This window comes from Salinispora fenicalii (genome assembly GCF_000514815.1).
Lineage (GTDB): Bacteria > Actinomycetota > Actinomycetes > Mycobacteriales > Micromonosporaceae > Micromonospora > Micromonospora fenicalii.
In genome coordinates this window covers 45,943-72,375 of the sequence record NZ_KI911473.1, presented here as the reverse complement: position 1 = coordinate 72,375, position 26,433 = coordinate 45,943, and the positions used below count along the sequence as shown (strand labels likewise).

Annotated in this window: 22 protein-coding genes, 1 tRNA gene and 3 pseudogenes; 15 read left to right on the top strand and 11 right to left on the bottom strand. The window is 67.9% G+C overall.

The genetic code is table 11. The annotated features are described in order from the left end of the window. Nucleotides 1-36 precede the first annotated feature (36 nt). Together B116_RS0123025 and B116_RS0123020 are read left to right on the top strand one after the other, a co-directional pair. Entirely contained in the window at nucleotides 37-1,782 is a 1,746-nt protein-coding gene (locus B116_RS0123025; RefSeq protein WP_027661449.1) for a CTP synthase, read from the top strand. Continuing rightward, complete coding sequence (locus tag B116_RS0123020) at nucleotides 1,779-2,384, top strand: NUDIX domain-containing protein (protein ID WP_027661448.1); 606 nt, start codon at nucleotides 1,779-1,781, stop codon at nucleotides 2,382-2,384. The genes B116_RS0123025 and B116_RS0123020 overlap by 4 nt, the downstream gene beginning before the upstream one ends. A 60-nt stretch (nucleotides 2,385-2,444) precedes the next feature. Here the strand turns inward: B116_RS0123020 and B116_RS0123015 are convergent, their stop codons facing one another. Then, nucleotides 2,445-2,669 carry a TM2 domain-containing protein gene (locus B116_RS0123015; protein ID WP_018724358.1) on the bottom strand — a complete coding sequence of 75 codons (225 nt, stop codon included), beginning with the start codon at nucleotides 2,667-2,669 and terminating at the stop codon, nucleotides 2,445-2,447. A 328-nt stretch (nucleotides 2,670-2,997) separates the two neighbouring features. Here B116_RS0123015 and ald point away from each other — a divergent pair, with 328 nt between their 5' ends. The 9 genes from ald (at nucleotide 2,998) to B116_RS0122970 (ending at nucleotide 11,410) form a co-directional block, all read left to right on the top strand. Next, complete coding sequence (gene ald / locus B116_RS0123010) at nucleotides 2,998-4,113, top strand: alanine dehydrogenase (RefSeq protein WP_018724359.1); 1,116 nt, start codon at nucleotides 2,998-3,000, stop codon at nucleotides 4,111-4,113. Nucleotides 4,114-4,131: 18 nt separating this feature from the next. Beyond that, on the top strand, nucleotides 4,132-5,115 hold the full coding sequence (locus B116_RS0123005) for a site-specific tyrosine recombinase XerD (RefSeq protein WP_027661447.1): 984 nt from the start codon (nucleotides 4,132-4,134) through the stop codon (nucleotides 5,113-5,115). 168 nt (nucleotides 5,116-5,283) lie between these two features. Then, nucleotides 5,284-6,207, top strand: a complete 924-nt coding sequence (locus B116_RS0123000; RefSeq protein WP_018724361.1) for a ParA family protein — start codon at nucleotides 5,284-5,286, stop codon at nucleotides 6,205-6,207. A 44-nt stretch (nucleotides 6,208-6,251) separates the two neighbouring features. Continuing rightward, nucleotides 6,252-7,382: a segregation and condensation protein A gene (locus B116_RS0122995; RefSeq protein ID WP_027661446.1), complete on the top strand. Its 1,131-nt coding sequence runs from the start codon at nucleotides 6,252-6,254 to the stop codon at nucleotides 7,380-7,382. Then, nucleotides 7,375-8,196, top strand: coding sequence for an SMC-Scp complex subunit ScpB (gene scpB, locus B116_RS0122990; protein ID WP_027661445.1), 822 nt, complete (start codon nucleotides 7,375-7,377; stop codon nucleotides 8,194-8,196). Before B116_RS0122995 ends, scpB begins: the two co-directional genes overlap by 8 nt. Continuing rightward, nucleotides 8,183-8,953 carry a pseudouridine synthase gene (locus tag B116_RS0122985; protein WP_026322104.1) on the top strand — a complete coding sequence of 257 codons (771 nt, stop codon included), beginning with the start codon at nucleotides 8,183-8,185 and terminating at the stop codon, nucleotides 8,951-8,953. The genes scpB and B116_RS0122985 overlap by 14 nt, the downstream gene beginning before the upstream one ends. A 171-nt stretch (nucleotides 8,954-9,124) precedes the next feature. Continuing rightward, on the top strand, nucleotides 9,125-9,808 hold the full coding sequence (cmk, locus tag B116_RS0122980) for a (d)CMP kinase (protein WP_018724365.1): 684 nt from the start codon (nucleotides 9,125-9,127) through the stop codon (nucleotides 9,806-9,808). Next, a complete protein-coding gene (gene der / locus B116_RS0122975) occupies nucleotides 9,805-11,208 on the top strand; it encodes a ribosome biogenesis GTPase Der (RefSeq protein WP_018724366.1) in 1,404 nt (467 codons plus the stop codon). Before cmk ends, der begins: the two co-directional genes overlap by 4 nt. A 128-nt stretch (nucleotides 11,209-11,336) precedes the next feature. After that, a tRNA-Pro gene (locus B116_RS0122970) sits at nucleotides 11,337-11,410 on the top strand. Nucleotides 11,411-11,600: 190 nt separating this feature from the next. Here the strand turns inward: B116_RS0122970 and B116_RS25790 are convergent. The 4 genes and pseudogenes from B116_RS25790 to B116_RS0122955 all read right to left on the bottom strand — a co-directional run. Continuing rightward, nucleotides 11,601-12,308, bottom strand: a pseudogene (locus B116_RS25790) (creatininase family protein); the annotation flags it as partial. 3 nt (nucleotides 12,309-12,311) lie between these two features. Continuing rightward, a pseudogene (locus B116_RS25785) lies at nucleotides 12,312-13,284 on the bottom strand (tetratricopeptide repeat protein); the annotation flags it as partial. 15 nt (nucleotides 13,285-13,299) lie between these two features. Further along, nucleotides 13,300-14,115: pseudogene (locus tag B116_RS27185) on the bottom strand (transposase); the annotation flags it as partial. A 167-nt stretch (nucleotides 14,116-14,282) separates the two neighbouring features. Further along, nucleotides 14,283-15,212 (bottom strand): serine/threonine dehydratase, encoded by a 930-nt coding sequence (locus tag B116_RS0122955; RefSeq protein WP_027661444.1) that lies wholly within the window; start codon nucleotides 15,210-15,212, stop codon nucleotides 14,283-14,285. 69 nt (nucleotides 15,213-15,281) lie between these two features. Here B116_RS0122955 and B116_RS0122950 point away from each other — a divergent pair, with 69 nt between their 5' ends. Further along, nucleotides 15,282-16,238, top strand: coding sequence for a LysR family transcriptional regulator (locus tag B116_RS0122950; RefSeq protein WP_018722412.1), 957 nt, complete (start codon nucleotides 15,282-15,284; stop codon nucleotides 16,236-16,238). 50 nt (nucleotides 16,239-16,288) lie between these two features. On the opposite strand, the gene B116_RS0122945 is transcribed toward B116_RS0122950, so the two are convergent. Beyond that, nucleotides 16,289-16,486: a hypothetical protein gene (locus B116_RS0122945; protein WP_027661443.1), complete on the bottom strand. Its 198-nt coding sequence runs from the start codon at nucleotides 16,484-16,486 to the stop codon at nucleotides 16,289-16,291. 596 nt (nucleotides 16,487-17,082) lie between these two features. Here B116_RS0122945 and B116_RS0122940 point away from each other — a divergent pair. From B116_RS0122940 to B116_RS25780, 3 genes are all read left to right on the top strand, one after another. Beyond that, a complete protein-coding gene (locus B116_RS0122940) occupies nucleotides 17,083-18,072 on the top strand; it encodes an ATP-dependent DNA ligase (RefSeq protein WP_027661442.1) in 990 nt (329 codons plus the stop codon). A gap of 69 nt (nucleotides 18,073-18,141) precedes the next feature. Beyond that, nucleotides 18,142-18,366 carry a hypothetical protein gene (locus tag B116_RS0122935; protein ID WP_027661441.1) on the top strand — a complete coding sequence of 75 codons (225 nt, stop codon included), beginning with the start codon at nucleotides 18,142-18,144 and terminating at the stop codon, nucleotides 18,364-18,366. Between the two features lie 56 nt (nucleotides 18,367-18,422). After that, the gene (locus B116_RS25780) at nucleotides 18,423-19,100 is read left to right on the top strand and encodes a hypothetical protein (protein WP_223874659.1); all 678 of its coding nucleotides are present in this window, start codon (nucleotides 18,423-18,425) and stop codon (nucleotides 19,098-19,100) included. Between the two features lie 279 nt (nucleotides 19,101-19,379). Here the strand turns inward: B116_RS25780 and B116_RS0122925 are convergent, their stop codons facing one another. The 5 genes from B116_RS0122925 to B116_RS27730 all read right to left on the bottom strand — a co-directional run bounded on the left by B116_RS0122925 (nucleotide 19,380) and on the right by B116_RS27730 (nucleotide 26,363). Next, complete coding sequence (locus tag B116_RS0122925) at nucleotides 19,380-19,775, bottom strand: hypothetical protein (RefSeq protein WP_027661440.1); 396 nt, start codon at nucleotides 19,773-19,775, stop codon at nucleotides 19,380-19,382. 31 nt (nucleotides 19,776-19,806) lie between these two features. After that, nucleotides 19,807-21,816 (bottom strand): hypothetical protein, encoded by a 2,010-nt coding sequence (locus tag B116_RS0122920; protein WP_027661439.1) that lies wholly within the window; start codon nucleotides 21,814-21,816, stop codon nucleotides 19,807-19,809. Nucleotides 21,817-22,136: 320 nt separating this feature from the next. Then, complete coding sequence (locus B116_RS0122915; RefSeq protein ID WP_188116069.1) at nucleotides 22,137-25,034, bottom strand: ATP-binding protein; 2,898 nt, start codon at nucleotides 25,032-25,034, stop codon at nucleotides 22,137-22,139. Nucleotides 25,035-25,542: 508 nt separating this feature from the next. After that, the gene (locus B116_RS0122910; protein ID WP_018722424.1) at nucleotides 25,543-26,004 is read right to left on the bottom strand and encodes a GbsR/MarR family transcriptional regulator; all 462 of its coding nucleotides are present in this window, start codon (nucleotides 26,002-26,004) and stop codon (nucleotides 25,543-25,545) included. Between the two features lie 83 nt (nucleotides 26,005-26,087). Beyond that, nucleotides 26,088-26,363, bottom strand: a complete 276-nt coding sequence (locus B116_RS27730; RefSeq protein ID WP_155255781.1) for a hypothetical protein — start codon at nucleotides 26,361-26,363, stop codon at nucleotides 26,088-26,090. Between the last annotated feature and the right edge of the window lie 70 nt (nucleotides 26,364-26,433).

The window sequence follows — 26,433 nt, the reverse complement described above, 5'->3', positions numbered from 1 at the left end:
TCTGCATGACCGCGACAGACGACACGGGAGCAGGCCTTGGCCCCTTCAGTACGGACGACCAGGCACATTTTCGTCACCGGAGGCGTGGCCTCCTCGTTGGGTAAAGGCCTGACTGCCTCCAGCCTCGGGAGCCTACTCACCGCGCGTGGTATGCGCGTGGTGATGCAGAAGCTCGACCCCTACCTCAACGTGGACCCGGGGACGATGAATCCGTTCCAGCACGGTGAGGTCTTCATCACCGAGGACGGCGCCGAGACCGACCTCGATGTCGGTCACTACGAGCGGTTCCTCGACCGGGACCTGTCCGGGAAGGCCAACGTCACCACCGGGCAGATCTACTCGGACGTGATCGCCAAGGAGCGGCGCGGCGAGTACCTGGGGGACACCGTCCAGGTCATCCCGCACATCACCAACGAAATCAAGTCCCGGGTGCTCGGCATGGCCGAACCGGATGGCGAGGGCCAGGTGCCGGACGTCGTCATCACCGAGGTCGGCGGGACCGTCGGCGACATCGAGTCGCTGCCGTTCCTGGAGGCGATCCGGCAGATCCGCCACGACCTGGGCCGGGACAACTGTTTCTATCTGCACGTCTCGCTGGTGCCGTACCTGGCGCCATCGGGTGAGCTGAAGACCAAGCCCACCCAGCACTCGGTCGCGCAGCTACGCAGCATCGGTATCCAGCCGGACGCACTGGTACTGCGCTGCGACCGGGAAATCCCGGACAAGGTCAAGCAGAAGCTCGCCCTGTACTGCGACGTTGACCTGGAGGCGGTCACCGCCGCCGCGGACGCCCCCAGCATTTACGACATCCCGAAGGTGTTGCACCGGGAGGGCCTCGACGCGTACGTGGTGCGTCGGCTCGGCCTCTCCTTCCGGGACGTGGCCTGGGCTCGCTGGGACGACCTGCTGGAGCGGGTACACCAGCCCCGACACACGATCACCGTCGCCCTCGTGGGCAAGTACGTCGACCTGCCGGACGCGTACCTGTCGGTGAGTGAGGCGATCCGCGCCGCTGGCTTCGGGCACCGGGCCCGGGTACGGCTGAAGTGGGTACCCAGCGACGAATGCGTCACCTCGGCCGGTGCCGCGGCCGCCCTGGCCGGGGTTGACGGTGTCGTTATCCCGGGTGGGTTCGGCGTCCGCGGTATCGAGGGCAAGGTCGGTGCCGCCCGGCACGCCCGGGAGAACGGCGTTCCGCTACTCGGCCTCTGCCTTGGCCTGCAGTGCATGACCATTGAGGTGGCCCGTCACCTCGCCGGGCTGGACGGTGCGAACTCGCTGGAGTTCGAGGGGAAAGCCACCCATCCGGTAATCGCCACCATGGCTGACCAGGAGGACATCGTCGCGGGCCGGGGCGACCTCGGTGGCACCATGCGGCTCGGGGCCTGGCCGGCGGTGCTCACCGAGGGGTCAATCGTCGCCGAGGCGTACGGCAGCACCGAGGTCAGCGAGCGGCACCGGCACCGGTATGAGGTGAACAACGCGTACCGTGACGTGCTCACGAAGGCGGGCCTGCACATCTCGGGGACCTCGCCGGACGGCCGGCTGGTCGAATTCGTCGAACTGGACCGCGACCTGCACCCGTTCTTCGTGGCCACCCAGGCGCACCCGGAGCTGAAGAGCCGTCCGACCCGCCCGCACCCGCTGTTCGCGTCTTTTGTGGCGGCGGCCCTCGCGTACTCGCAGGCTGATCAGCTTCCGGTCGACCTGGACGGTGCGGCGGCGACGAAGGCAGCCAGCAACGGCGGGGCTTCCACGGCGCCGGCGGCTTCGACCTCGTGAGCTCCGCCGGTCACGTCTACCAGGTGCGTTCGCGCGTCGAGCGCTACCGGGGTCGGATCTTCGATGTGGTCACCGACGAGGTGACCATGCCCGGTGGCGGCACCGCCCTACGGGACTGTGCCCGACACCCCGGCGCGGTGTCGGTGGCGGCCTTGGATGAGGCCGGTCGGGTGGTGCTGATCCGGCAGTATCGGCACCCGGTCGGCCAGTACCTGTGGGAGTTGCCGGCCGGCCTGCTGGACATCGCCGGCGAGGATCCGGCCGCCGCCGCCGGCCGAGAGCTGGCCGAGGAGGCTGACCTGCACGCGGGTCAGCTCGATGTCCTGGTCGATGTGCACAGCTCACCCGGGTTCACCAATGAACTGGTTCGGGTGTTCTTGGCCCGCGACCTCACCGAGGTGCCGGTCGGCCGGCGGCACGGCCGGTCCGAGGAGGAAGCCGACCTTCAGATCGTCCGGGTCGACCTGGACGAGGCGGTGGAGATGGTGCTGGCCGGGATGATCACCAACGCCGCGACGGTGGCCGGCCTGCTCGCCGCCGCTCGCGCCCGGGACGGGGGCTGGACGGCGCTGCGTCCAGCTGGGACACCGCTGCCCCGCTGAACACCATTCATGTAAAGGGGGGCCGCACGCGGCCCCCCTTTCACATACGGTGAAACTGGGTCAGTCGCGCAGCGGCCGGCCTTGGCCATCAACGCCACCATTGATCAGGATCAGGATGCCGTCAACGACGCCCCAGATGCCGCCGAAGCCGCACGTTACCAGGGTGACGACGAGCTGGAGTACGCCGATCTTGGTGTGGCCCATGTAGAACCGGCCGACGCCGAAGGCGCCGAGCATGATCTGCAGGACGCCCGCGGCGATCTTACTTTTGTCGGACACACCCATCGGGTGGCCGGGCTGGTAAGGAGGAGTAGTCATGAGGGGACACAGTAGTGATCCACAGCCAGCTGTCCGAACGGGGGATCAGTATGTCTGGCGAGAAGTGTGGTGAATCTGGTCCCAACGGCGGAGTCGGGCCGCTGAGCACCGGGCTGCGACCAAGGTCCGCCTGACACATCGTTAGCGGGAGTGTCCACCACATATCACAGTGCAGGCTCCCCGACGGTCAACTCCGGCCTAGACTTCCGCCGGCGGGACCTGAGCACTGCGGCAACGGAGCCGCCGTGGCGCCGAAAAGCTGGGGCGAGCAGCCCCGGAGAAGGGGGTCTGCATCGTGAAGGTCGGCATTCCACGTGAGATCAAGAATCACGAATACCGAGTGGCGATCACGCCGGCGGGCGTCAACGAATTCGTCCGCGCCGGCCACCAGGTCTTCGTCGAGTCCGGCGCTGGCGTCGGCTCCAGCACCAGCGACAACGACTTCGCCGCCGCCGGCGCCACGATCCTCCCCACCGCAGACGAGGTGTGGGAGACCGCCGAGTTGGTACTGAAGGTCAAGGAGCCGGTCGCGGAGGAGTACCACCGGATGCAGCCGGGCCAGGTGCTCTTCACCTACCTGCACCTGGCCGCCTCCAAGGAGTGCACCGACGCGCTGCTGGACCGTGGGGTCACCGCCATCGCGTACGAGACGGTCGAGCTGCCCGACCGGTCGCTGCCCCTGCTCGCCCCCATGTCCGAGGTGGCCGGCCGGCTCGCCCCGCAGGTCGGCGCCTACCACCTGCAGGCCCAAGGCGGTGGACGCGGTGTTCTGATGGGTGGCGTCTCCGGCGTGTACGCGGCGAAGACCGTGGTCATCGGTGCCGGCGTTTCCGGTATGAACGCCGCCGCCATCGCGCTCGGTCTCCAAGCCGAGGTGCTGCTGCTGGACAAGAACGTGACCCGGCTGCGTCAGGCCGATGCGATCTACCGAGGCCACCTACAGACAGTCGCCTCCAACGCGTACGAGATCGAACGGGCGGTGGTTGACGCGGACCTGGTCATCGGCGCGGTGCTGGTGCCCGGCGCCAAAGCTCCGACCCTGATCTCGAACGAGTTGGTCGCCCAGATGAAGCCGGGCAGCCTGCTGGTCGACATCTCCATCGACCAGGGGGGCTGCTTCGAGGACTCGCGCCCCACCACTCACGCCGACCCGACGTACCCGGTGCACAACTCCGTCTTCTACTGCGTGGCGAATATGCCGGGCGCGGTGCCGCACACCAGCACCTACGCGCTGACCAACGTGACCCTGCCGTACGCCCTGGAACTGGCCAACTTCGGTTGGCGGGAGGCGCTGCGTCGGGACCCGGCGCTCGCGTTGGGCCTGAACACCCACGATGGTCAGGTCGTCTACGGTCCGGTCGCCGACGCGCACGGCATGGCCACCCTGCCGCTGGCCGAGGTGCTGGTCTGAGGCGGCGGCGAGCCAACCATGACGGCTGAGGTCGGACCAGATCCCGCGCCGGCCCTACGCCGTGCCGTCCGCGGCTACCTGGACCACCTCGCCGTCGAGCGGGGACTCGCGGCGAACACCCTCGCCTCGTACCGGCGGGACCTGACCCGCTACCTCGACACCCTCGCGTGGATCGGGGTGACCGACCTGGCGTCGGTCACCCCGGGTCAGGTGGAAGCCCACCTGGCCCGACTGCGCGTCGGGGACGAGGAACGCCCGCCACTCGCGGCGTCCTCCGCGGCGCGGGCCGTCAGCGCCGTGCGCGGTCTGCACCGCTTCGCACTGCGCGAGGGCCTGACCGGTGCCGACCCGAGCCGTGATCTCCGCCCACCTGCGCCGCCCCGCCGGCTGCCCCGGGCGCTGCCCGTCGACGACGTGACCCGGCTGCTGGACGCCGTCGGCCCGGTCACCGCCACCGGCGTGGAGGCACCGCTCGGGCTGCGTGACCGGGCGCTGCTGGAGTTCCTGTACGGCACCGGCGCGCGGATCTCCGAGGCGGTCGGCGCCGCCGTTGACGACCTCGACACCGATACCGACACCGGCTCGGTACTGCTGCGGGGCAAGGGCGGGCGGAACCGGCTGGTCCCGATCGGCGGGTACGCCGTGGCTGCGCTGAACGCCTACCTGGTACGCGCCCGCCCCGGCCTCGTCGCCGCCGGCCGAGGCACCCCGGCGGTCTTCCTCAACTCCCGCGGCGGCCCACTGTCCCGGCAGGGCGCCTGGGCGATCCTGCGCGGTGCCGCCCGCCGGGCCGGCCTGCCGGATGTCGGGCCGCAGGCGGTCTCCCCGCACACGCTTCGTCACTCCTACGCCACCCACCTGCTTGACGGTGGCGCCGACGTGCGCGTAGTGCAGGAACTTCTCGGCCACGCCTCGGTCACTACCACCCAGGTCTACACGCTGGTCACCGTCGAACGACTACGTGAGGTGTACGCGACGGCCCACCCGCGGGCGCTCGGTTGATGGGTATGACACGCCGGACCGGTGCTGAGCGGCCTGCTTGCCGGTGGCGTACAGTCAGGTTCGGCGCGGACCTGGCGGAAGTGACGCGGCCAGGATTCGCGACGGCGTCGCGAAGGACGTCGGTCGGCTCCGACGCCGGTGTGGTCGTCGGGAGGGGGCAACGAAGACATGGTTGGCGACGGTGGCCGTGCCGAGACCTGGACGTCGGAGCTCCGCGAGCAGCAGTCCACACTCGGCACTGACCTTGGTCCGGCAGATCCGGCCGCATACACCACGCGGAAGCCGATCCCCGAACCGATGCCGACCGACCGGCACGGCCCCGCCCGCATCATCGCGATGGCGAACCAGAAGGGCGGTGTCGGCAAGACCACCACGACCATCAATCTGGGCGCCGCGCTGGCCGAGTATGGCCGCCGGGTGCTGCTGGTCGACTTCGACCCGCAAGGCGCCCTCTCGGTCGGTCTGGGAGTCAACCCGCACAACCTCGACCTGTCGGTCTACAACCTCCTCATGCAGGACGATGTCACCTGCGACGATGTGCTGATCAAGACCGATGTGGCGGGCCTGCACCTGCTTCCGGCCAATATCGACCTCTCCGCTGCCGAGATCCAACTAGTCAACGAGGTCGCCCGGGAGATGGCGTTGGCGCGGGTGCTGAAGAGCATCCGTAAGGACTACGACTTCATCCTGATTGACTGTCAGCCCTCCCTAGGTCTACTGGCGATCAACGCGCTGACCGTTTCCCATGGTGTGCTCATCCCGTTGGAGTGCGAGTTCTTCAGCCTCCGTGGGGTAGCCCTGCTGCTGGACACAATCGACAAGGTTCGCGAGCGACTCAATTTCGACCTGGAGCTCGAAGGCATCCTCGCCACCATGTACGACAGCCGCACCACCCACTGCCGCCAGGTGCTGCAGCGGGTCGTCGAGGCCTTCGGCGACAAGGTCTACCAGACGGTGATTACCAAGACCGTGAAGTTCCCCGAGTCCACCGTCGCCGGGGCGCCGATCACCACCCTCGACCCGGCCTCCTCCGGTGCGCGCAACTACCGGCAGCTCGCCCGCGAGGTGATCGCCGCCCAGGCGGAGCGGTAGACCGGAAGCCAGGCGGAGCGGTAGACCGGGGGTAGGGCGCCCAGGTGGTGGACTACGGTTTGCCGGTGACCGCACCGCCCCTCGACCAGCCCACGCCCGCCGACGCCGGCAACACGCCCACCGAGGCCAGCAACGCCGCCGTTGACGCCGCGGCATCCGGCGGCGCGGCACTCGGCGGCGAAGTGCCCGTCAATGCCCCGGAGACCAACGGCGGTGACGGGACCAGCGGCTTCACCGTCCGGCTGGCCAACTTCACCGGCCCGTTCGACCTGCTGCTGCAACTGATCAGCAAGCACAAACTGGACGTCACCGAAGTGGCATTGCACCAGGTAACCGACGAGTTCATCGCCTACCTGCGGGCAATGGGTGAGCACTGGGATCTGGACGAGACCAGCGAGTTCCTGCTCATCGCCGCCACCCTGCTCGACCTCAAAGCGGCCCGGTTGTTACCCGCTGCCGAGGTCGAGGACGAGGCCGACCTGGCCCTGCTGGAAGCCCGGGATCTGCTCTTCGCGCGGCTGCTGCAGTACAAGGCGTACAAGGAGGCGGCGGCGCACATCGCGGTGCTCGAGGAGACCGGCGGGCGGCGGTACCCACGGGCGGTCACGCTGGAGCCACGGTACGCACAGGCCCTGCCCGACCTGGTGTTCGGTATCGGCCCGCAGCGGCTACGGGACCTGGCTGTCCGGGTGTTCACCCCGAAACCGCCGCCGGAGGTGTCCATCGCGCACATTCACCAGGTCCGGGTCAGTGTCCGGGAGCACGCCGAGATCATCGCCGAGCGGCTACGCCGAGCCGGCACGGCCACCTTCACCGGGCTCTGTGCGGACTGCGACGCCCTTCTCGAGGTGGTGGCCCGCTTCCTCGCCCTGCTGGAGCTCTACCGGGAAGGGCTGGTCGCCTTCGCCCAGGAAGAGGCCCTGGAAGAGCTGACCGTACGCTGGACCGGCCCCGTCGATGGCGGTGGTGACCTGGACATCGACGAGTACGCGGGGACCCTCTCCACCGCTGGATCCGATGGGCCTGGGCCGGTCGGCTCCGTGCCGGTTGACTCCGGACCGGTTGACTCCGGGCCTGGGGAGGCAGCGTCACTGCCGGCGACGAGGTCGGACCCGGCAGGGTCGGCACCATCCGGCGGAAGGCCGGCCACGACAGAGGACGAGCGAGATGGGTGACGAGAAACACGGGGACTCCCTGGCCGACCAGGCCGCCGCATGGATCCCACCATGGGAACGCCACCGCGAGGCATCGACCAAGCCGGTCGAGGCCAAAGCCGCTGCCGCGTCGAGCGGGGGAGAACCCAACCCCGAACCGCCTGGCGCCGCCGAGAGTAGCCGTCCCGTCGCCGTACCCGGAGAATCCGCTGGTGCTGGCCGGGAGTCGGTACCCGACCAGGGGCGATCCCGCCAACGGTTGCCGGCCCCACCCCCCGCGTCGGTGCTCGACGACGTCGAACTACACGGCGCCCTGGAAGCGATCCTCCTGGTCGTGGACGAGCCGGTCGCCGAGACGACCCTCGCCGACGTGCTGGCGCAGCCACTCGAACGGGTCCGGGCGATGCTGCACGCCATCTCCACCGGCTACACCACCCGCGGGCACGGCTTCGAGCTACGTCGAGCGGCCGGCGGGTGGCGCCTGTACACCCGGCCGGAATACGCCGGGTACGTGGAGCGGTTCGTCCTCGACGGCCAGACCGTACGACTGACCCAGGCCGCGCTGGAGACCCTGGCCGTGGTCTCCTACAAACAGCCGGTGACCCGATCCCGGATTTCCGCCATCCGCGGTGTGAACTGCGACGGGGTGATCCGTACCCTGGTCTCCCGTGGACTGGTAGAGGAGTGCGGCACCGAACCGGAAACCGGTGCCCACCTGTACCGGACCACCACCCTGTTCCTGGAGAAGCTCGGCTTGGACAGCATCACCGACCTGCCGCCGCTCGCTCCGTTCCTCCCCGACGATGTGGAAGACCTCGCCGATGCCTCGCGATAACCGCGCCCCGAAACCCGACGCGCCCGTCTACACCGGCCCAGAACGCCTCCAAAAGGTGCTCGCCGCCGCCGGTGTCGGATCTCGGCGTGCCTGCGAAGACCTGATCTTCCGCCGGCGGGTGACAGTGAACGGCCGGGTCGCCCAGCTCGGTGACCGGGCAGATCCGACCTCCGACACCATCTACGTCAACGGTGAGCGCCTCCAGGCCGACACCCGTCTGGTCTACCTCGCCATGAACAAGCCCCGGGGTGTCGTCTCCACCATGGCGGACGAGAAGGGCCGGACCGCCCTCGCCGACTTCCTCGGCAACCGGGTGGAAGAGCGGGTCTACCACGTCGGACGGCTCGACGCCGACAGCGAGGGCCTACTGCTGCTCACCAACGACGGCACGCTCGCGCACCGGCTCATGCACCCCTCCTACGGGGTACCCAAGACGTACCTGTGTGAGGTGTCCGGGCCGATTCCGCGGTCGCTGGGCCGGCGCCTCGCCGCCGGCGTCGAGCTGAGCGACGGCCCGGTGAAGGTGGATGCGTTCCGCCTGGTGGACACACTGGGCAAAACCGCCCAGATAGAGGTCACCCTGCACGAAGGGCGCAAGCACATCGTGCGGCGTCTGTTCGATGCGGTCGGTCACCCGGTGTCACGGCTGGTGCGTACCTCGATCGGGCCGATCCGGCTCGGCGACCTCCGCACCGGGCGCACCCGTCGACTCACCAACGCGGAGGTCGCCGCGCTGTTCAAGGCGGTCGGCGACTGACGCCGGCGGTGGCGGGTACCGCAGCCGGTAAGCTCCGTGCGGCCCGCTGCGCGGGGGCGGACGCTCCCGGAGGTGCGGCACGAGGAGACCGCACCGTGCCAGGCATCATTGTCGGCGGGCGGATACCGCTCGCGGGTATGGACCGCGAGGTACGGACTGAGGAGGATTGCGGTGGAGGAAAACGTACGGACCGGGCGCTGCGTGGTCGCTGTGGACGGGCCGTCCGGTTCGGGAAAGTCCACCGTTTCTCGGCGACTCGCGATCGCCCTGGGCGCCCGCTACCTCGACACCGGCGCGATGTACCGGGCAGTCACCTGGGCGGTACTGCGCTCCGGAGTCGACCTGGCTGACCAGTCGGCCGTGGCCAAGGTCGCCGGGGAAACTGAGCTCGGCATCGGCACCGACCCTGAGGGGTACGGCGTGACTGCTGACGGCGTAGCCATCGAGGTGGAGATTCGCGGACCCGAGGTGACCGGGGCGGTCTCGGCCGTGGCCGCCGTACCGGCGGTCCGATCGTTGCTCGTCAACCGGCAGCGGGACCTCGCCGCCGCCGCCGGTCGGATCGTGATCGAGGGGCGCGATATCGGCGCGGTAGTCGCCCCCGACGCCGACCTGAAGGTGTACCTGACCGCGTCCGCGGCGGCCCGGGCAGCCCGACGCAGCGCCGAGAACGCCACCGACACTGGTCAGACCGCCGCCGACCTGGCCCGCCGGGACCGGTTGGACTCAACTCGTAAGGCCGACCCGATGACGCAAGCCCCGGACGCCGTGGTGCTGGACACCACCGAACTCGGCATTGACGAGGTCGTCGCGAGCCTGCAGGAGATGCTGGCCGAGCGGGGTGTGGATCGATGAACGAGCCAACCGGTTGGGTGGGGTGGGACACCCCTGAACCCGATGTCGAGGAGGCCACGGCCCCGCAGCCGGTGGTAGCAGTGGTTGGTCGTCCCAACGTGGGAAAGTCGACGTTGGTAAACCGACTGATCGGGCGTCGGCAGGCGGTCGTCGAGGACGTACCCGGGGTGACCCGGGACCGGGTTCCATACGACGCGCAGTGGAACGGCCGGCAGTTCGCTGTCGTCGACACCGGCGGCTGGGAACCGGATGCGAAGGACCGTGCCGCCGCCATCGCCGCGCAAGCGGAGTCGGCCATCACCACCGCTGACGTGGTGCTCTTCGTAGTCGACGCGGTGGTGGGCGCCACCGACGTGGACGAGGCGGCAGTGAAGATGCTGCGACGCAGCGCCAAGCCAGTGATCCTGGTGGCGAACAAGGCCGACAACAGCTCCATCGAAATGGAGGCGTCCGCGCTCTGGTCGCTCGGCTTGGGGGAGCCGTATCCGATCTCGGCGCTGCATGGCCGGGGTGCCGGCGAACTACTCGACCTGATCCTGGACCGGCTACCGGAAGCGCCCAAGATCGTCGAGGACCGTCCGCGTGGCCCCCGTCGGGTCGCCCTCGTCGGCCGGCCCAACGTCGGCAAGTCCAGCCTCCTCAACCGCTTCTCCGGGGAGATTCGGGCCGTCGTTGACGCGGTCGCCGGCACCACCGTCGACCCGGTGGACAGCCTGGTCGAGATCGGCGGCGAGGCCTGGCAACTTGTTGACACCGCCGGCCTGCGTAAACGGGTCGGCCAGGCCAGCGGCACCGAGTACTACGCGAGCCTGCGTACCGCCTCGGCGATCGAGGCCGCCGAGGTAGCAGTGGTGCTGCTCGACGCCAGCGAGGTCATCAGTGAACAGGACCAGCGGATCCTGTCGATGGTTACCAATACCGGCCGAGCCCTGGTGATCGCCTTCAACAAGTGGGACCTGGTGGACGCCGACCGTCGGTACTACCTGGACCGGGAGATCGAGCGGGAACTGCGTCGCATTCCCTGGGCCATCCGGCTGAACCTCTCTGCCAAGACCGGACGCGCGGTGGACAAGCTCGCCCCAGCGCTCCGCCGGGCACTGGCCAGCTGGGAGACGCGGGTACCGACGGCACAGCTCAATGCCTGGCTCACCGCGCTGGTGCAGGCGACCCCGCACCCGGTGCGTGGGGGACGGGCCCCGAAGATTCTCTTCGCCACCCAGGCGGGAGCGGCGCCGCCACGGTTCGTACTGTTCACCACAGGTCCGCTGGACGCGGGCTACCAGCGATTCGTGGAGCGCAAACTCCGGGAGGAGTTCGGCTTCGAGGGCACCCCGATCGAAATTTCGGTCCGCCCCCGTAAGAAGCTCGGTCCCGGCGGTCGCGGCAAGGCCCACGGCTAACCTCAGCCCACCCCACCCTCCCGGCCTGGCCCGGGAGGGTGGGCGTTGACACCAAGGGGTGGATACGGGCACCGGAAAGATCGTGCGGTAGGCTGTACCGGCTGTCGCGGGGAAGCCAGCGGGAGCATCGGGACGTGGCGCAGCTTGGTAGCGCACTTGACTGGGGGTCAAGGGGTCGTCGGTTCGAATCCGGCCGTCCCGACAGAAACGAAGCCCTGACCAGCGGATATGCTGGTCAGGGCTTCGACTTTCTTCGATGATGTTGTGAACCGTCCCCCGGAAACCCCCCGATTACTGGGGGCGGCAACCAGGTTTGTCATCCATGTTCATCGTCGTGCGTCGTGCGTCGTGCGTTGTGCGTTGTGGGTGTGGGGTCGTCCGCCCGTGGTCAGCGCCCTCGGTAGGAGGCCGTGATGGTCGGCGAAGGAGCGAACAAGCGCTTCGAGCGCGGCTTTACCCTTGGTTGGGGTGGCGTGGGACGGCAGACCAATGACGCCGCTGGTGGTGTAGCCATCCATGCCCCGCGTGAGAAGGTGGCGTCGATCGTCGGCTAGGTGGTCGGCCTGCTCGTAGCCATCACGCACCATTTCAGGCGCAACGTGCAGAAGCAGCGAAACCTCGAGCTCACCAGCGTGCATGTCCTGGTGAGCTGTGCTGTGCATACCGGCGGCAACGCGAGCGTCGTCCCAGTCAGCCCGAGTGGGGAACAGCGTCATCGCTGGTCCGGCGACGTTGGCCTCCTGAACGACGTTGGCGAGCGCGTAATTTCCGCCGTGTCCGTTGATCACAGCGAGTCGATGAATACCAGATGCGCGCAGAGAGCGGGCGATATCAACGACCACGGCGGTGAGGGTGGTGGCGCTGATACTGACCGTTCCACGCCACGCCGCGTGCTCGTGGGAGCAGGAGATCGTCACAGGCGGCAGCAGGAAGAGGTCATAGCGCTCGGCGACTGCTTTCGCGATCGCGCACGCCACGACAGTGTCGGTCACTAGCGGTAGGTGGGCGCCGTGCTGTTCGAAACTCCCGACCGGGAGGACCGCGACGGAAGCCGCTCGCTCGGACTCGTCGCTGCTCGTCGCCGTGGTGATCAGATCCACGGGCTAATGGTTGCACGCTTCGAGAGTCGCCTGCCGATAGGTGAGCACAAAGGCGGCCGCTTCGGGAACGGCTGTCTGCTGGCGAAGGGCGACCGCTGTCGGGTTCAACCAGCGCAGGGCCCGTGTGGAGGAGGTGCCAGCGGCCAAAGCCAGGGCGTTGGCGGCCTCGGTCGCCGCGCGTTCGATGTCGCCGGTGTTGATGTAGGCGGTGGACAGGGCCGATCGCCAAAGGGCCTCGTCAACGCGCCACTGATCAGGCCACTGGTCCAGGAGTTGCTCGAAGAGATCGGCTGCGGCTGTCGGTTGGCCGAGGAGTAGACGGCATTGCGCTTCGTGGGCAGCTACGTACACCGGGTTGCAGTGGAAGCCGAGATCGACCGGTAGTTTTGAACCCCAGTCGGTGCTGCCAGCGACCCTGTGGGCCTTGTCGATGCTGGCTGCGCAAGCGTTCTGGTCACCCCCCCATGGCGTACGCCTGGGCTTGGCGGATCAGCAGAAGAGCATGGACGCGGCCGGGTAGCCGAACCTCCTCCAGCGCCCGCTGCGCCAAGGCAATGGCATTACCCGGATCGAAGCGCTCGAGAGCGCGCTGGCTCTGCCTCATGAGGACGTAACTCGTCAGCGTCGGCGCGTTAGCTTCGACGGCGTGCTGCTGGACGTGTCGCAGCCAGGCGTCTGCCTCGACGGCGTCGCTTTGCTCGTCGATCCAGCTGAGGAACTCCGCCCACAACGCCCGCGCGATGAGTGCCTCGCGACGGCGGGCGGAACGGCTTCGTCGCCCGATGGTGGCTGCGATGCTGATCTGCGCATGGGCAGTGGAGGCCATCCCGGCGTATCCGATGCGGTTTCCGGTAGTGGCGAGACTAGCGAGCTGTTCGTGCCACGAGCGGAGCAGATCGGGCGCGTCTGGATGAGGCATGACGACCCGGAGTTGGCTACGGGCATCGTCGGTCAGGCGGTAGCCGATGTCAGTCAGGTGCAGCTGCACGGTGGTGGCGCGGCCGTAGCGGGTCACGGTCATCGGCGTTGCCGGTGTCGCGGCGGCCAGTTCGGCGGGGGTGCCGATATGTGCGCCGTAGACGCGGGGCCGGCCACGTCGCCGCATCCGTGGTGGCTGGTCGAGGTCGGAGTTAACGTGCCAGAGGCTGGCGTGGCTGGGCAGCGGCCCGGTCAGGGTCACGTTGGGCGGCAGGTGGCGTAGCTCGGTGCAGACGTAGCCGCCGTCGCCAACCACGTGCACGATCCGGCCGGCCGCCGCCGCAATCAGCTCGATCAGTTCGCGGGCAAGCATGGTCTTGGTTGGCCCGCCGCGCCGCCACAGCCTGGCCAGCACCGGCAACGCGACCGGCCGGTCCAGGAACGGCAGCTCGACCACGACGGCCGCGACGACAAAGGTGTTGCCGCGGGACAGTTTCTGGTTGCCCTTGGCGACCTTCAGCGACCCGTCGTAGTCCCAGTGTGCGGCAAAGACTTTCCGGCCGCAGCGACGAAACAGGGTGTCGTCAACGGCGATCAGCAGCGGTGCTCCGACCGGCGTCAAATGTCCGACGATCAACCGCAGCACGGTCAGGCCCACCGCGTCGGGCCGCCATCGAGCGGCGGCGAAGAACCGGTGCGCCCGGCTGTGATGCCACACGCCGGCCAGCCCTGCGCCGGCCAGCATGCCGCAGACGGTGCGCTGCCCGGGCCGGACGATCATGCCGGCCAGCAGGGTCACGAAAGTGGTGAACGTCGGGGTGGTGAAGCACGGCCGGAACGGTTCCAGCACGCGCCTCAGCGACCCCGGTAGGGTGGACACCCGGATCATCGGCGGTGACTCTCTCGCGAGTTGTGGGCAACCGCGGATGCTCCTTCTTCTACTTCGGACAGTCACCTCGACACGCCGCAGGCATCGACCAACTCGCGCGCTCGCACACCGTTTCGCGCCGATAGCGGTGCCGATCTCGGGTTGGACGGATCTTGCCGAGTCGCGCTCTACGCTCGATCGGGCGACCAGTCGGTGTTCGCGCCGCAGATGACCACGCAGGGCAGTTGTCCGGGGACACGGCCGGCGAGCCAGGCCGCGAACGGGACCGCTGCGGCGGGCTCGGCGGCGATGCGAAACTGTTCCCACAGCAGATCACAGGCGGCCAGCAGCTCGGCGTCGCTCACCAGCACCGACTGGACGGGGCTGCGCCGGAGGATCGCGAACGGCAGCTCGCCGATCCGGCTGGCGCCCAGCGCCGAGGCGGCCACGGAGTCGACCGGGCCGTCGACGGGCCGGCCCGCCGCAAGCGCGTTGGCCAGACACTGACAGTCATACGGTTCGACGGCCACCGTGGTACGAGGCCCGATCGCCAGCGTGGTGCCGGCGGCGAGGCCGCCCCCGCCGACCGCCACCGCCACCGCGTCGACGTCAGGCGCTTCGGCGATGATCTCGGCAGCGACAGTGCCTTGGCCGGCGATCACGGCTGGGTCATCGAACGCGGGCAGGTAGCGGTGGCCGGGACGGTGGGCCAGTTCCGCCGCAGCGGCAGCCGCCTCGGCATACGTCGCTCCGTGGCGCACCAGCCGCACGCCGGTCGCCTCGATACGTCGCACCTTGCCCGCCGGGGCCGTGGTCGGCACGAAAACGGTGGCCGGCAAGCCAAGCAGCGCGGCGGCGGTGCCCACGCCCAGGCCGTGGTTACCACCGGACGCGGTGACCACATGCTCTGCACGAGGCCCGGTGAGCATCGCGTTGAGCGCGCCGCGCAGCTTGAACGAGCCACTGCGCTGCAAGTGCTCCAGCTTGAGCAACAGCCGCCGCCCGTCGATCTCGGCGTCCAGCAACGGCGTCCGACGAATATACGGCCCGATCGTCTCGGCGGCAGCGGCCACCTCGGCGGTGCCGACGCTCAGTGCGGCGTGGGTAGTCACGGTCATGCCCTCATCATCGGCAGCACAGGGGTTAAGCACCAGCGAATCCTGCTCACTGCCCGTTAGCATCGCTAAATGGCCCTCGACGTCGGTCGGTTACGAGTGCTGGTCGAAGTCGCCCGCGCCGGCTCCATCGCCGCGGCTGCCCGCAGGCTGTCGTACACCCCGTCGGCCGTGTCACAGCAATTGAGCAAGCTGGAATCCGAACTCGGCGCCCGACTGGCCGAACGCAGCGGGGCCGGGATACGCCTCACCGAGGTCGGTGCGGTCCTCGTCCGGCACAGCGAACGTGTCCTTGGAGAGCTACGGGAGGCCGAGACGGCGGCAGCCGCTGCGGTGAGCGCCGAGCAGCGCCGGATCGCCATCGGCACCTTCACCACCGCCGGCGCGGCCCTGGTGCCGGCCGCTCTCGCCGCGCTCCGCGAACGACACCCGCAGGTCCAGCTATCACTGCTGGACCTCGAACCACCCGACGGCTACGGGCTGGTCACCTCCGGCGACCTCGACATGCTCATCACCCACCGGTACCCCGGCGTCGCGTCCGTACCCGCGCAAGGGCTCGCCCGGCGGCCCCTGCTGGCCGACACGCTGCGAATCGTGCTGCCAGCCGCGCATCCACTGGCCGCCACCGCGACCGGCAAACTCAAGCTCGCTGACCTCAACACCGAACACTGGATCTCCGGCAGCCACGGCGCACCCAACCGCGTCTGCCTGGACACCCTCGCCGCACGCGCCGGATTCACACCCCAGATCAGCTACGAAACCGCCGACTACGGCCTCACCCTCGCGCTCGTCCGGGTCGGGCTCGGAATCTCCCTCGTCCCGGCCATGGTCCTCAACGACGAACCCGGAATCCACATACTCGACGTGGCAGACCGCCATCCGGCCCGCCAAATCTGCATCGTTCACCGCAAACAGCCGACCGCACTCGTCGCCGAACTGATCAACCTGCTCCGCCAGGCCGCCCATCGATACACCGAAGGATCACCGCCGGCCGATCAAGACCGGCCTCGTACACACGCCCAGCATTAGCGCGAAAGGCGAGGTGGTGAACGAGCCTGTCCGCGCGGCGCCAGGGCGGGTCATTCGCAGCGGTCTTCGGCGCCTCGGCCGTATGGCTCGCAGCAGTCGGGACGGTGCCGGTAGGCCCGCAGGTCGCGGCCGTGTCGGTGGCCGTACTCCGGTGTGATCTCGTACAGGCACGCCCGCCACACGACGGTTCTACCGCCGCCGGGCACTACCTGCCCGTCGCCTGGCCCGCCGTGCAGCAGCACGTCCACCCTCCGACGGTACGTGCGTGACGAGCGCGGGACGCGACGGACGAGGTTCTGATGCCCGCAGATGGCTGGCCTCCACGTGGGCTGGTCCCCGCAACTGGGCGTTGCTGTGGGGACCAGCTTGTCGGTGGCCTGCGGCCAAGGCTGCTCCACCTGCGCGTTGCCGTGGCCAGCAGCCGAGCGGTGACCTCGTCGACCTGTTCAGGTTCGCCGCAGGCCCGACCGCTCGCCAGCGGCGGTCCCTGCGCTGTGGATAGCCCGATGCCTGTGGATGATCCCTTGATCATGGCTGGATCTGCTAGCCCTCGTGTCACCAGCAGCGCGGACGCGGGGGCGGGCCGTAGAGGGGGTTACACGTCGTCGGGGGGTGATCGCGTTCTTCCTCCCTGCTCGACCAGCGTCGAGGGTGTTGCGAGCCTCACTGGCACATGCGTTGTCGCGGATCTCCGCCCGAGACAGCCCACATCTGTCCCACGATGGGTGTGGGGGTCCGGACATGAGCGGCACCGGCGGTCGGTGTGACGGGGGCTGGGGTGACGTCAAGCCACGTATGGTCGAGCGCCGGGCCGGGACCGGTGTTGCGTCGGCCAGTCGCGCCGATGCTCGCGGCTCCGGTCGACATCGTGCCCGAGGGTCCGGGCCTGGTGCACGAGCCGAAGTGGGACGGATGGCGGATGATCGCCTTCCGCGAGACCGAAGGACCGTACCTACAGTCGCGAGCGGGCCGGAACTTGTCCAGCTACTTCCCGGATATCACCCAGGCGATCCGGTCGGCGGTCCCGCCCGGCGTGGTGCTCGATGGTGAGCTGATCGTCTGGGAACACGGCCGGACCAACTTCGCGCAGCTGCAGCGACGTGTCACCGCCGGCCGCGACCTACCGCGCCTGGCGCGCGAGTGCCCCGCCCACTACGTGCTGTTCGACCTCCTCGTCGACACCGGTGGCCAGGTGATCCTGAACCTGCCGCTGTCGCAGCGCCGGGCCCGGCTGCAGCGGCTACTCGCTGACGCCCCGCCGCAACTCACCCTGACCCCACAGACGGGTGACATGCGGCAGGTGTCGGACTGGCTGCTGCACTGGACCGTGGCCGGCGTCGAAGGCGTGGTCAGCAAACGCTTGGCCCGCCGGTATGAGCCCGGCCGACGTGGCTGGTCGAAATTCCGCACCCGGATCGTCACCGAAGCCATCATCGGCGGGGTGACCGGCAGCATCAGCCGTCCGGAGACCCTGCTGCTCGGCCGGTACGACCAGCGGGACCGGTTACGGTACACCGCCCGCTCCCACCCTCTGACCACCAAACAGGCCACAGAACTGGCGGCGCTCCTCGCCCCGCCGCGGATTCCGCTCGACGGCAGCGTGGCCCACCCGTGGCCGCACCCGCTGCCCGCTTCATGGTCCGGCCAATTCGACCGATCCGAGCCCGTGGCGTACACGCGGGTGGAACCGAGTGTGGTGGCGGAAATCGACGCTGACGTGGCGTTCGAACACGGACGCTGGCGCCACCGTGTGCGATACGCACGAGCCCGACCGGAAATGTCGATTCGCGACGTACCACTCCTCATCGAAGAGCAAAACACAACTCAGGGTTGATCGTTGACGAGGAGTGCCCGCCAGGAAGCGGGGTGACGGGGCAGGCGATTGCTCAGTCTCGATCCACCGATGAGGTTCAGGCTGGCGTTGCAACGCGCGACGCGCCGGGCGGTGCAGATACATCAGCGGGAGTCGGCGGCGCTGCTGGCGCGTACCGCGATGGAGACCTGCATCGTCGGGCTGTGGTGCCTGAATGAGCCCAACGCCGTCCGACAGCCCCGCGAGTCCGAGATCAAGGTCGCGCCGACGTTGCTGAACTCTATGTCGAGCGCTGGGTCATCACTGAGTCAGTGATCCGAGAGGCGGTACGTGCTCTCGGCGGACCGCGCAAACCTCCCGAGGTACGGTCGATGACCGAGCAAATCGACTCCCGGACCGGCGCTACGCTCGCGATCCACCTGTACGGCACGGCGTATGGGCCGCCGTCGCAGTACTTCACCCACGTAAGCGGATCGGCACTGCTGCGGCGTGTTTCGGCCGACTACCGCTACTCGACCAAGCCCGTGAACTCGTGGGCCCGCCGGGCGCCGGTTCGGCTGACCGACGCCTGCGTCGGACTGCTGGCTGGGGCTCTCGCGAACCAGACTGCGGAACCGGCGGAGCTGTTCGTCCGGCACGGCGAGGGGAACGCCCAGCGGGTACTTCCGCCGTTGCTGGTCACTATCGGTAAGGGGATGGTGCGAAGACTGTGCCTTGCCGACATCGTGAGCCTCTTAAAGCAGGTCAGGGAGATGTGCGCATACCTGTCTCGCGTTGGACCTGACGATGCGCCGGATGGCCGGGAGGCGAGTGTACGGGCGATGTACGAGGACCTGATCGCTCGGCTCCACAGCGGTGACATTCTGGATGATGTGATCCGGCCTGTCTTCGACTATTTCGTCACCAGGGTCCTCGCCGAGTGGGACAATGATGGGTGGCTATCCTCGCTGATCGCGAGCCCTTCACCGGCCCGTAGCGGTCGGTCTCCATTGCGGCACCCCCACCGCCAGCCCGAGCAGCACCCCCGCCACCACTTCACCGGCCCGTAGCGGTCGGTCTCCATTGCGGCAAGGTCACGGTGCAGGTCGCGGGATCCGAATCGGTAGCCCTTCACCGGCCCGTAGCGGTCGGTCTCCATTGCGGCATGGGGCGAGTGCCGGGCAGCTATCAGCCATAGCTGACTACCACGTCATCGTTCATGCATGTTGTACCGATTGAGTTCGCCGAGAAGTGGCCGTTGAGTGCCGGCCTGGCCGCACAGGTCTTGCACAGCGACCGTACTTCTCGGCGATGTGCGAGCCTGCTGGCAGACGCTGATTGTCGGCGGGCTACAGGTTGTTGATTCGGGCCAGCAGCTCTGCCTCGGTCAGGTTCTCCAGGACCGCGTCCTGCTTGCGGCCTAGGACCGCCAGCAGCTTCTCCTTCTCCAGCTTCTTGGCCGCCGCTGCCTTCGCCGCCTGGTCCTCCGCGATACGGATGGCGATGACGTGCTTGACGACCTCCAACTTGGTCTCCAAGGTCGCCTTGGCCGGATTGGTCTCGGTGGCCACGAACGACTCGGTGTCGATGGCCTTGAGCTCGGCGTTGACGGCCCTGGCCACGTCATCGAGGCTGAAGCCGGACTTGGCGGTCAGCGAAAGCTCCCACAACTGTTCAGTGGTCAGCAGGCCCTTGGATGACGGGTAGCGGAACTTTTCTCGCGTGGCTTTCTCGAAGATGTTCACAGTGGCCTTTCTCGGGTGTCTGGGTGACGAATCAGAACTGGATGCTGATGAGACGGCGCCGGCCGCCGGTCATGGTCACCTTGGCGATCACAGAGCTGCGGACCGTGGAGCTGAAGCCGAGGCCGGACAGCTGATCCGGGGACGGCTCGCACTTGGTGCGGTCGCCGAGAACCTCGAACACCTTGCGGTGCGGTTGCAGGTCGCCGCGGAGGAACTCGTTGTAGATCCCCCGCGTCGGTTGGTCGTTCACGCACCCCTTCAGGATGAAGAAGTAGTGCCGGTTGCCGACCTCGCTGGCGTCGAAGTAGTTCGGCGAGTACATGATGGTGGACACCGGCACGAACTGTTCGGTGGTGATGCCCCACAACTCCTTGCTCGCACTGCCCGGCTGCATGCCCTTACCTGGCCGGAAAGCAGTGATTACCCCGCCGGCGACCGTCATCCGGCCTACCTCGACGGTTTCCTTGTGGCCGACCGCCCGCTCGTAGCTGTAATGCTCGATCTTCCCGTTGTTCTCAGTCTCGATCACGAAGCCGACGTCGGTGCTGTCCCGCTTGTGGTACTGGTTCACCTCGATCCGGTACTCACCGTCGGGGACACGGTCGGTCCAGGTGACGTTCTCCACCGGCTCGCGGGAGAGCGTTCCGCCCGCGTTCATGTCGACGTCCAGCTTGTTGCGCTTTTCTCTGTACCAGATGTGGTCGCCGTTGGGTTCGAACACGTGCAGGTCGAGATCGTCGTGGTTGAACCAGGACAGGCTCACCCGCAGCTTGCCAGTGACGTTACCGCCGGCCCGCTTGACCTTCTCCTTGATCGAGTCGGTGACGTTGCCGTTGTAGGACCAGCCGAAATCGTTGTCCCAGGTGAACAGCCGCGGGGCGGCCGGATGCCGGCCCGTGGTGAGACTGACGAGGTGCGGTTCGTGGCTGTTGGCCACCCACAGGTCGATGGTCGCGGCAGCGGGCAGGATGTCCTTCATGAAGGAGACCACGGGAATCTCCTCCGGCTTCGCCTCCCGAAGGCCCGCACCTGCCGACCTGGTGGTGACTGCCTGCATGAGCAGCCCTGCGATGCCGTCCTTCATCCACGGCTGTGTGTCGTTGTCGACCCACAGCACGTTGGTGACCGACACGTCGGAAAGCCGGGCGAACCGTCGCTGCAACGACTCCTCAATGCCCAACTCGTCGATGGTCTTCATGGCAGCCTTGACCATGGCCGGGGTGATCAACGCCCTGGGGCGCTGGTAATTCTGCGGTGCCACCTTCGTCTCGAACGACCGGACCGCCTGCTCCAGGTCGACGCCCGCGGAGAGGTCCTGGACGAGGGTGCCGATCACCGTGTTGCGGAACCGGGCCGCCGGGTTCATGGCGTTGGCGAAGACGAAGGCCTGCTGGTCGGTCGCCTGCGTCCACCGGTTCCGCAGCGACCGGAACTCGGTCACCGCCCGACGATGCTCCGTGCCGCGGTAGAGAACGTTGTCGTCGATAAGGTCGACGATGGTGTCCAGAGCGTGCTGGGTCAGCTCGGCCAGGCCACGCTGGAAGACCTGCACCGCAGCGTTGAAGTTGCCCTGTGCCGCGCCGACGTCTTCGATGCGATGGCGCTTGTCCACCTGGCCGTGCAGGTGGTGCCACACCTCGACCTGGCCGTCGCGCAGCGTTCGGGTGGTCTTCGTCCCGTACTGCGCCTGAGTGGACCGGAAGATGGTGGACAACGGCAGCGAAAGAACAAACTCGTCCAGAGCGGCGGCGACGACGGAGAAGTCCGGGTCGGAGGCCGACACCTCGGACCAGACGGTGCGGACCCGCCCGTCGTGGATCTCAACGACGTTGCCGAAGTGCTTGATGAAACCGCGGCAGGTCGAGCAGTCGTACGCGGACCGCTCACGGAACCGCAGATTGGTGCCGACGGGGAAGGATTCGAGATAGGTGAGCCAGAGTGAGTCCCGGTCGAGACCGTCGCCGACGACGTACAACTCACCCCTGGACATCGTGGACAGACGCGAAGTCGCATCCGTCACGAACTGCTGGAAATCGCCCACCGTTCCATCCCCCTTGATCGCCGGAGATCCTACCGAGCTAACGCCAACCGGAGAAGCACGTTTCCGGCTGGCCGCATGGCCACAGACGGGCGCCGGTGGACGGCGGCCAGTCGACCGGAGCGGGCTACGGCGGTGGGGTGCCGGGCCGGTGGTCAGCAGTTTCCGCCAGGTGGCCGACGGCGCCGTTGGGTACACCCCGGCTCACGCTGTGGCTGCCTCACCGGGCACCGGCAGGCCTGCGTGGTCGAACAAACTTCTCAGGCGAGCATCACGAAAGGCATGGCGACCAACCAAAGGGAAACCGTCCGAACCGGATCCTCTCAGCCGGCTTTCTTGTCACTGCCGACGGGCACGTCGGGTAGTGCTTGCGCCAGTTCGCTGCGACGTCGGATGCCCAGTTTGCGGAATGCCTGCCCGAGGTGCCATTCCACGGTCTTGACGGTGACGAAAAGCGTCTTGGCGATTTCGCGATTGGTCAGGCCTTCGCTCGCCTTGGCGACGACCCGCTGTTCGGCAGGGGTCAGTACTTGGGCGGTGGTTGCGGTCGCCGCGCGGGCGCCGGCCAGGCGGAGTTCGCTGCGGGCGGTTTCGATCAAGGCCGTCGCCTCGCATCGCTCAGCACCCACCAAGCCATGGAGCAGACGCTCTCGGCCCTCGGTGCGTCGTCCCGTCCGGCGCAACAGGGTGCCCGTGTCCACCTCGATCTTGGCCTGATCCAGCCGGTATGGCGTCGTGGCCATCAGGTCGTGAGCATGTTGCAGGTCCGTCATCGCCTGGTGCGGTGGCAAGACCCGGCTTCGTGCCCGTAGCGCGGCGGCGATCGGCCGGGGTGCCCCGAATCTGCGCGCGCGGAGTAGCTCCTCAGCGGTGACAAGGTCCGCTTGCCGCTCACGGCTTGTGGCGATCAGGCCCTCGGTGAGTGGAACGATGTACTGCGCGGTGAGCCCGGGATGGTGCCAGCAACGATCGATGGCAGCCTTTCTGACCTTGAGCAACTCTGACGTGCCCGCTTGCACCTTCCCTTGGCTGATCTTGAGTGCTGCTCGCGCTACGGCGAGCTGATCGCAGAACGCCGCATCGGGCGGGCCGCCGGCGCGGAGCAGAGAGTCCAGCACGGTCTGCGCCCGAGCCGGGCAGTCGAGCTCGATCAGGACCTGGACAGCCGTCGAGGCTGCCAGCCATACGGCTGGCGTGACGAGGGTGTCGTGCGAGAAGTCGGCAAGGACTCGCGATGCGAGTGTCTCTGCCGTTGCGAGCTCTCCCAGGTCTAGAGCGGCGAGGGCACTGACCGCCGTTGCTGCCTGCGCGGTCAGCAGACAACCGGCGGCACGTGCCTGGCCTGCGGGGCCACGCAGCACAGCATCCGCCCTCAGGGGCTGACCTGCCTGGCACAGTGTCCATGCGGCGAGGCAGACCTCGGGTAAGGGATGGTCAAGCCCCGTCTGGGGTTTGGTAGGACGAAGGCTTAGTTCGGCCAGAACTCTGACCCGCGCGGCGTTCATACCGCTGCCCAGCCCTCGTAGGGCCCGTAGTGCGGGTCCGCGTCGCGGCGGCGTTGGCTCTGGTGCGTCGCCGGCGGATGGCCGAGGGGTGAGGTCGTCGAGAGCAGCCGAGAATTCGCGTAGCCGTTGGAATACGGTGTGCTGTGCCGACTGGCCTCGTTGCAGACCCTGGTGGACGATCCGGCGGCAGGCGTCGTAGCGGCCCTGGGCCAGGTGAGCCCCGGCGAGCAGTAGACGAGCACGATGGTGTAGATCCTCATCGGCGGGGTGCTGCAGCGCTTCATACAGATGGCTGAGCGCAGCGCTGTCACCGGAGCACAGCTCGGCGGCTGCGAGATCGACGAGCACCCTTGCGGCCACGGTGTCGTTCGGTGGCTCGGCGAGACCTCGACGCAGGAGAGCCGCGGCCTGACGGGGGAGCCCTCGGCAGGTGGCGTCCGCCGCGCTGGCGGCAAGCATATCGACGACCCAACGATCCGCACCGGGCAGAGTGCGCAGCAGATGCGCCCCGACTGTGGCCAGGCTTCCACCGGTGCCGCTGAGCGCACGTGCGGCCAGATGATGAGCGGTGTGTCGTTGCTTCGGCGTGAGGCTGTCGTAGACGACTGACTGGATGACTGGATGAGAGAAGGCGAACGGCAGTGCAGCGTGCAGGATCTGCTCGTCGATGAGGGTTCTGGCCGCGCCGGTGAACGTGGAGGTGTTCATCTCGGCGACCGAAGCGCAGCGTCGGGCGTCCGCGTCCGGCCCGAGAACGGCTACGGCCTGCGCGGCGCGGCGCACGAGCGGCCCGAGGCGGTTGAGCCGGTGCAGCACGTGCACGGTGATACGTCGTGGAGCGACGTCGTAGAGATTCCCGACATCCTCGGCAGTGGGTTTGATCCCAGCAGTCACGGCCTCGGCGAGGATTTCCTTCACGAAGCGGGGGTTGCCCTGACACAGGGCGTAGCAGGCTTCTACGAATTCGGGCTCGGTATGGACGCCTTCGAAGTGTTCCATGATCAATGCGCCGATGGCGTCGACGTCGAGTGTTCCCAGCCGCGCCAGCCGTGCGGAGGGTCCGGTCGCCACCGCCGCGACCAACTCACCCCGATGGATCACGTCGAGAGGGCCGGTGGTGAACGCGAGGCCGATGCTTCCGTCTTCGAGCCGGTTGGCTATGTAGGCCAGCATGTTGAGCGACTCGATATCCGCGAAGTGGGCGTCGTCAACCACGATCACCAAGGGCCGTCGGCGGGACAGATTGCGGCAGACCCAGTACAGACCGTGCACGGTGGGATGCAACTCGAGCGTTCTAGGCGCCTCGGGGACCTTCTGCGACAGCAACTCGCTCGCCAGCTCTGCCGGCCCGCGCAGTACGGCGAATCTCTGATCGGGCGCCGTGATGTCACTGCAGAATTCCAATAGCTGCCGCGCCACGCCCCAGGGGAAATCACATTCCAATTCCGTGCCGCGCGCGCGAAGGATCTGAAGTCCTTTGTGTTGAGCGTCTTCGCGTAGCTTGCGTAGTGTCGCCGACTTGCCGACTCCTGCATTCCCCTCGAAGGCGATGGCCCGCCCGGTGCCGCTTCCCACATCCGTAAGAAATTCATCGATAATGCGAAGTGCGTCTTCACGGCCGTGCAGGATCGTGCGGTGATGTGGCACGTGTCCCCCCCGAGGTGTCCATCGATAGGTGGTGCGACCAATCGGCGAGGTCGCTGCGGCGTCCGCCATGCGGCCTTCGCGGCCGGCGGAGTGCGACTGTCCCTTGGGCATGGAAGAGGTCACGGGGGGCGATCGGCCGTCGGAACGGCGGAGGTGCCGGATGTCCCGGGGGTCGGTGGCCAGCACGTGAGGAGGGCTGGTGTGGTGCCGCGGTGCGACGCGTGCGGCTTGCTGAGAGGCGGCCCCGCCGCGGAAGCGATCGGCCGGCGCGCGGACGTCACGGCGTGGCTCGTGCACTGCAATTTTCGTATGGCGGCTGGGGGATTAGCGGCATTTTGCCGTTCCATGTCAGGTCCTTTGCGCGTGACAATAAGACGCCGACCAGACTTCCCGGCACACCAGTCTCGATAGTATGCGGAGATCCCCGCATCACCGCAACCCCATTTAGAGGAAGGTATATGTAAAAAGAAAGAGATCGCCCTGCCCGGCCATATTTGGCAAACCGGGCAGGGCGAAATGGCGCGAGACATGCCGGAACTCGAAGCGCCGAGCGTTCGTGCCGTAGGCGCCGGATCCGCTAGCCGGTGGGCCGCCGGCTAGCGTGCCAGCGATCGATCACCGCCGGAAGCTCGGTCATCAGATAGCTGTAGAAGTCGTGCATCTCACGCAGCCGCTGGCCGGCCCGGGTGTCTGCCCCGACGGCCTCTATGGCGCGCTCCGCCTCCTCCTGCATGGCCTTGACGACCTCGTTCTGGCTGGACATCAGAATGGCCCAGGCGCTGTCGCGGAAGCGGAAGTGCTCGCGACGGCTGCCAGGGACCGGCACGCGTTCGATCAAGCCGACGGACGACAGTGCCTTCACGGACATGGAGACGGTGCCCGAGCTGGCTTGCAGCCACTGGCACAGGTCGCCGGCGGTGACGGTCTCCGACTCGGCGAACAGCAGCGCCGCCAGGACCCGAGCCAGCATGCGCTGCATGCCCCCCTTGGTCAGGGTGAGTGCCAGTCGCTCGGCCGCATCGCGAGCCTCCGTCGTCATCGTGCCCCCGTTCTCTCCTCCCACACTCTACCGAGGTTTCAGAAAACTCGGAGAACTTGACCCTTCCCGTTCGGTCTGTGACGTCACGTGAGGCCACTGCCGGTCGGGGCCAGGTGCGGTGGCAGCCCCAGGTTCCGCACCCGCAGAACGGTGGCGTTTAGCCACATCAGCGGCTGGATCAGCAGGTCGACGCCGACCAGAAAGCAGAGCGTCCCCACCCCAGCCGGATCGCCCATCAGCCATCCCGCTGCGAGCAGGGTCAGTTCGAGCACGCCCTTCGCCAACCAGAACGGCCACCGCCATCGCTCCACCATGGTGATCGCGAGAAGGTCCATCGCCCGGATGTCGAACCCGCTCATGATGATCAGCGCCGAACCGTATGCGCAGCACGTGGTGCCCGCCGCGAGCAACGCCGCTGCGGGTGTCGGA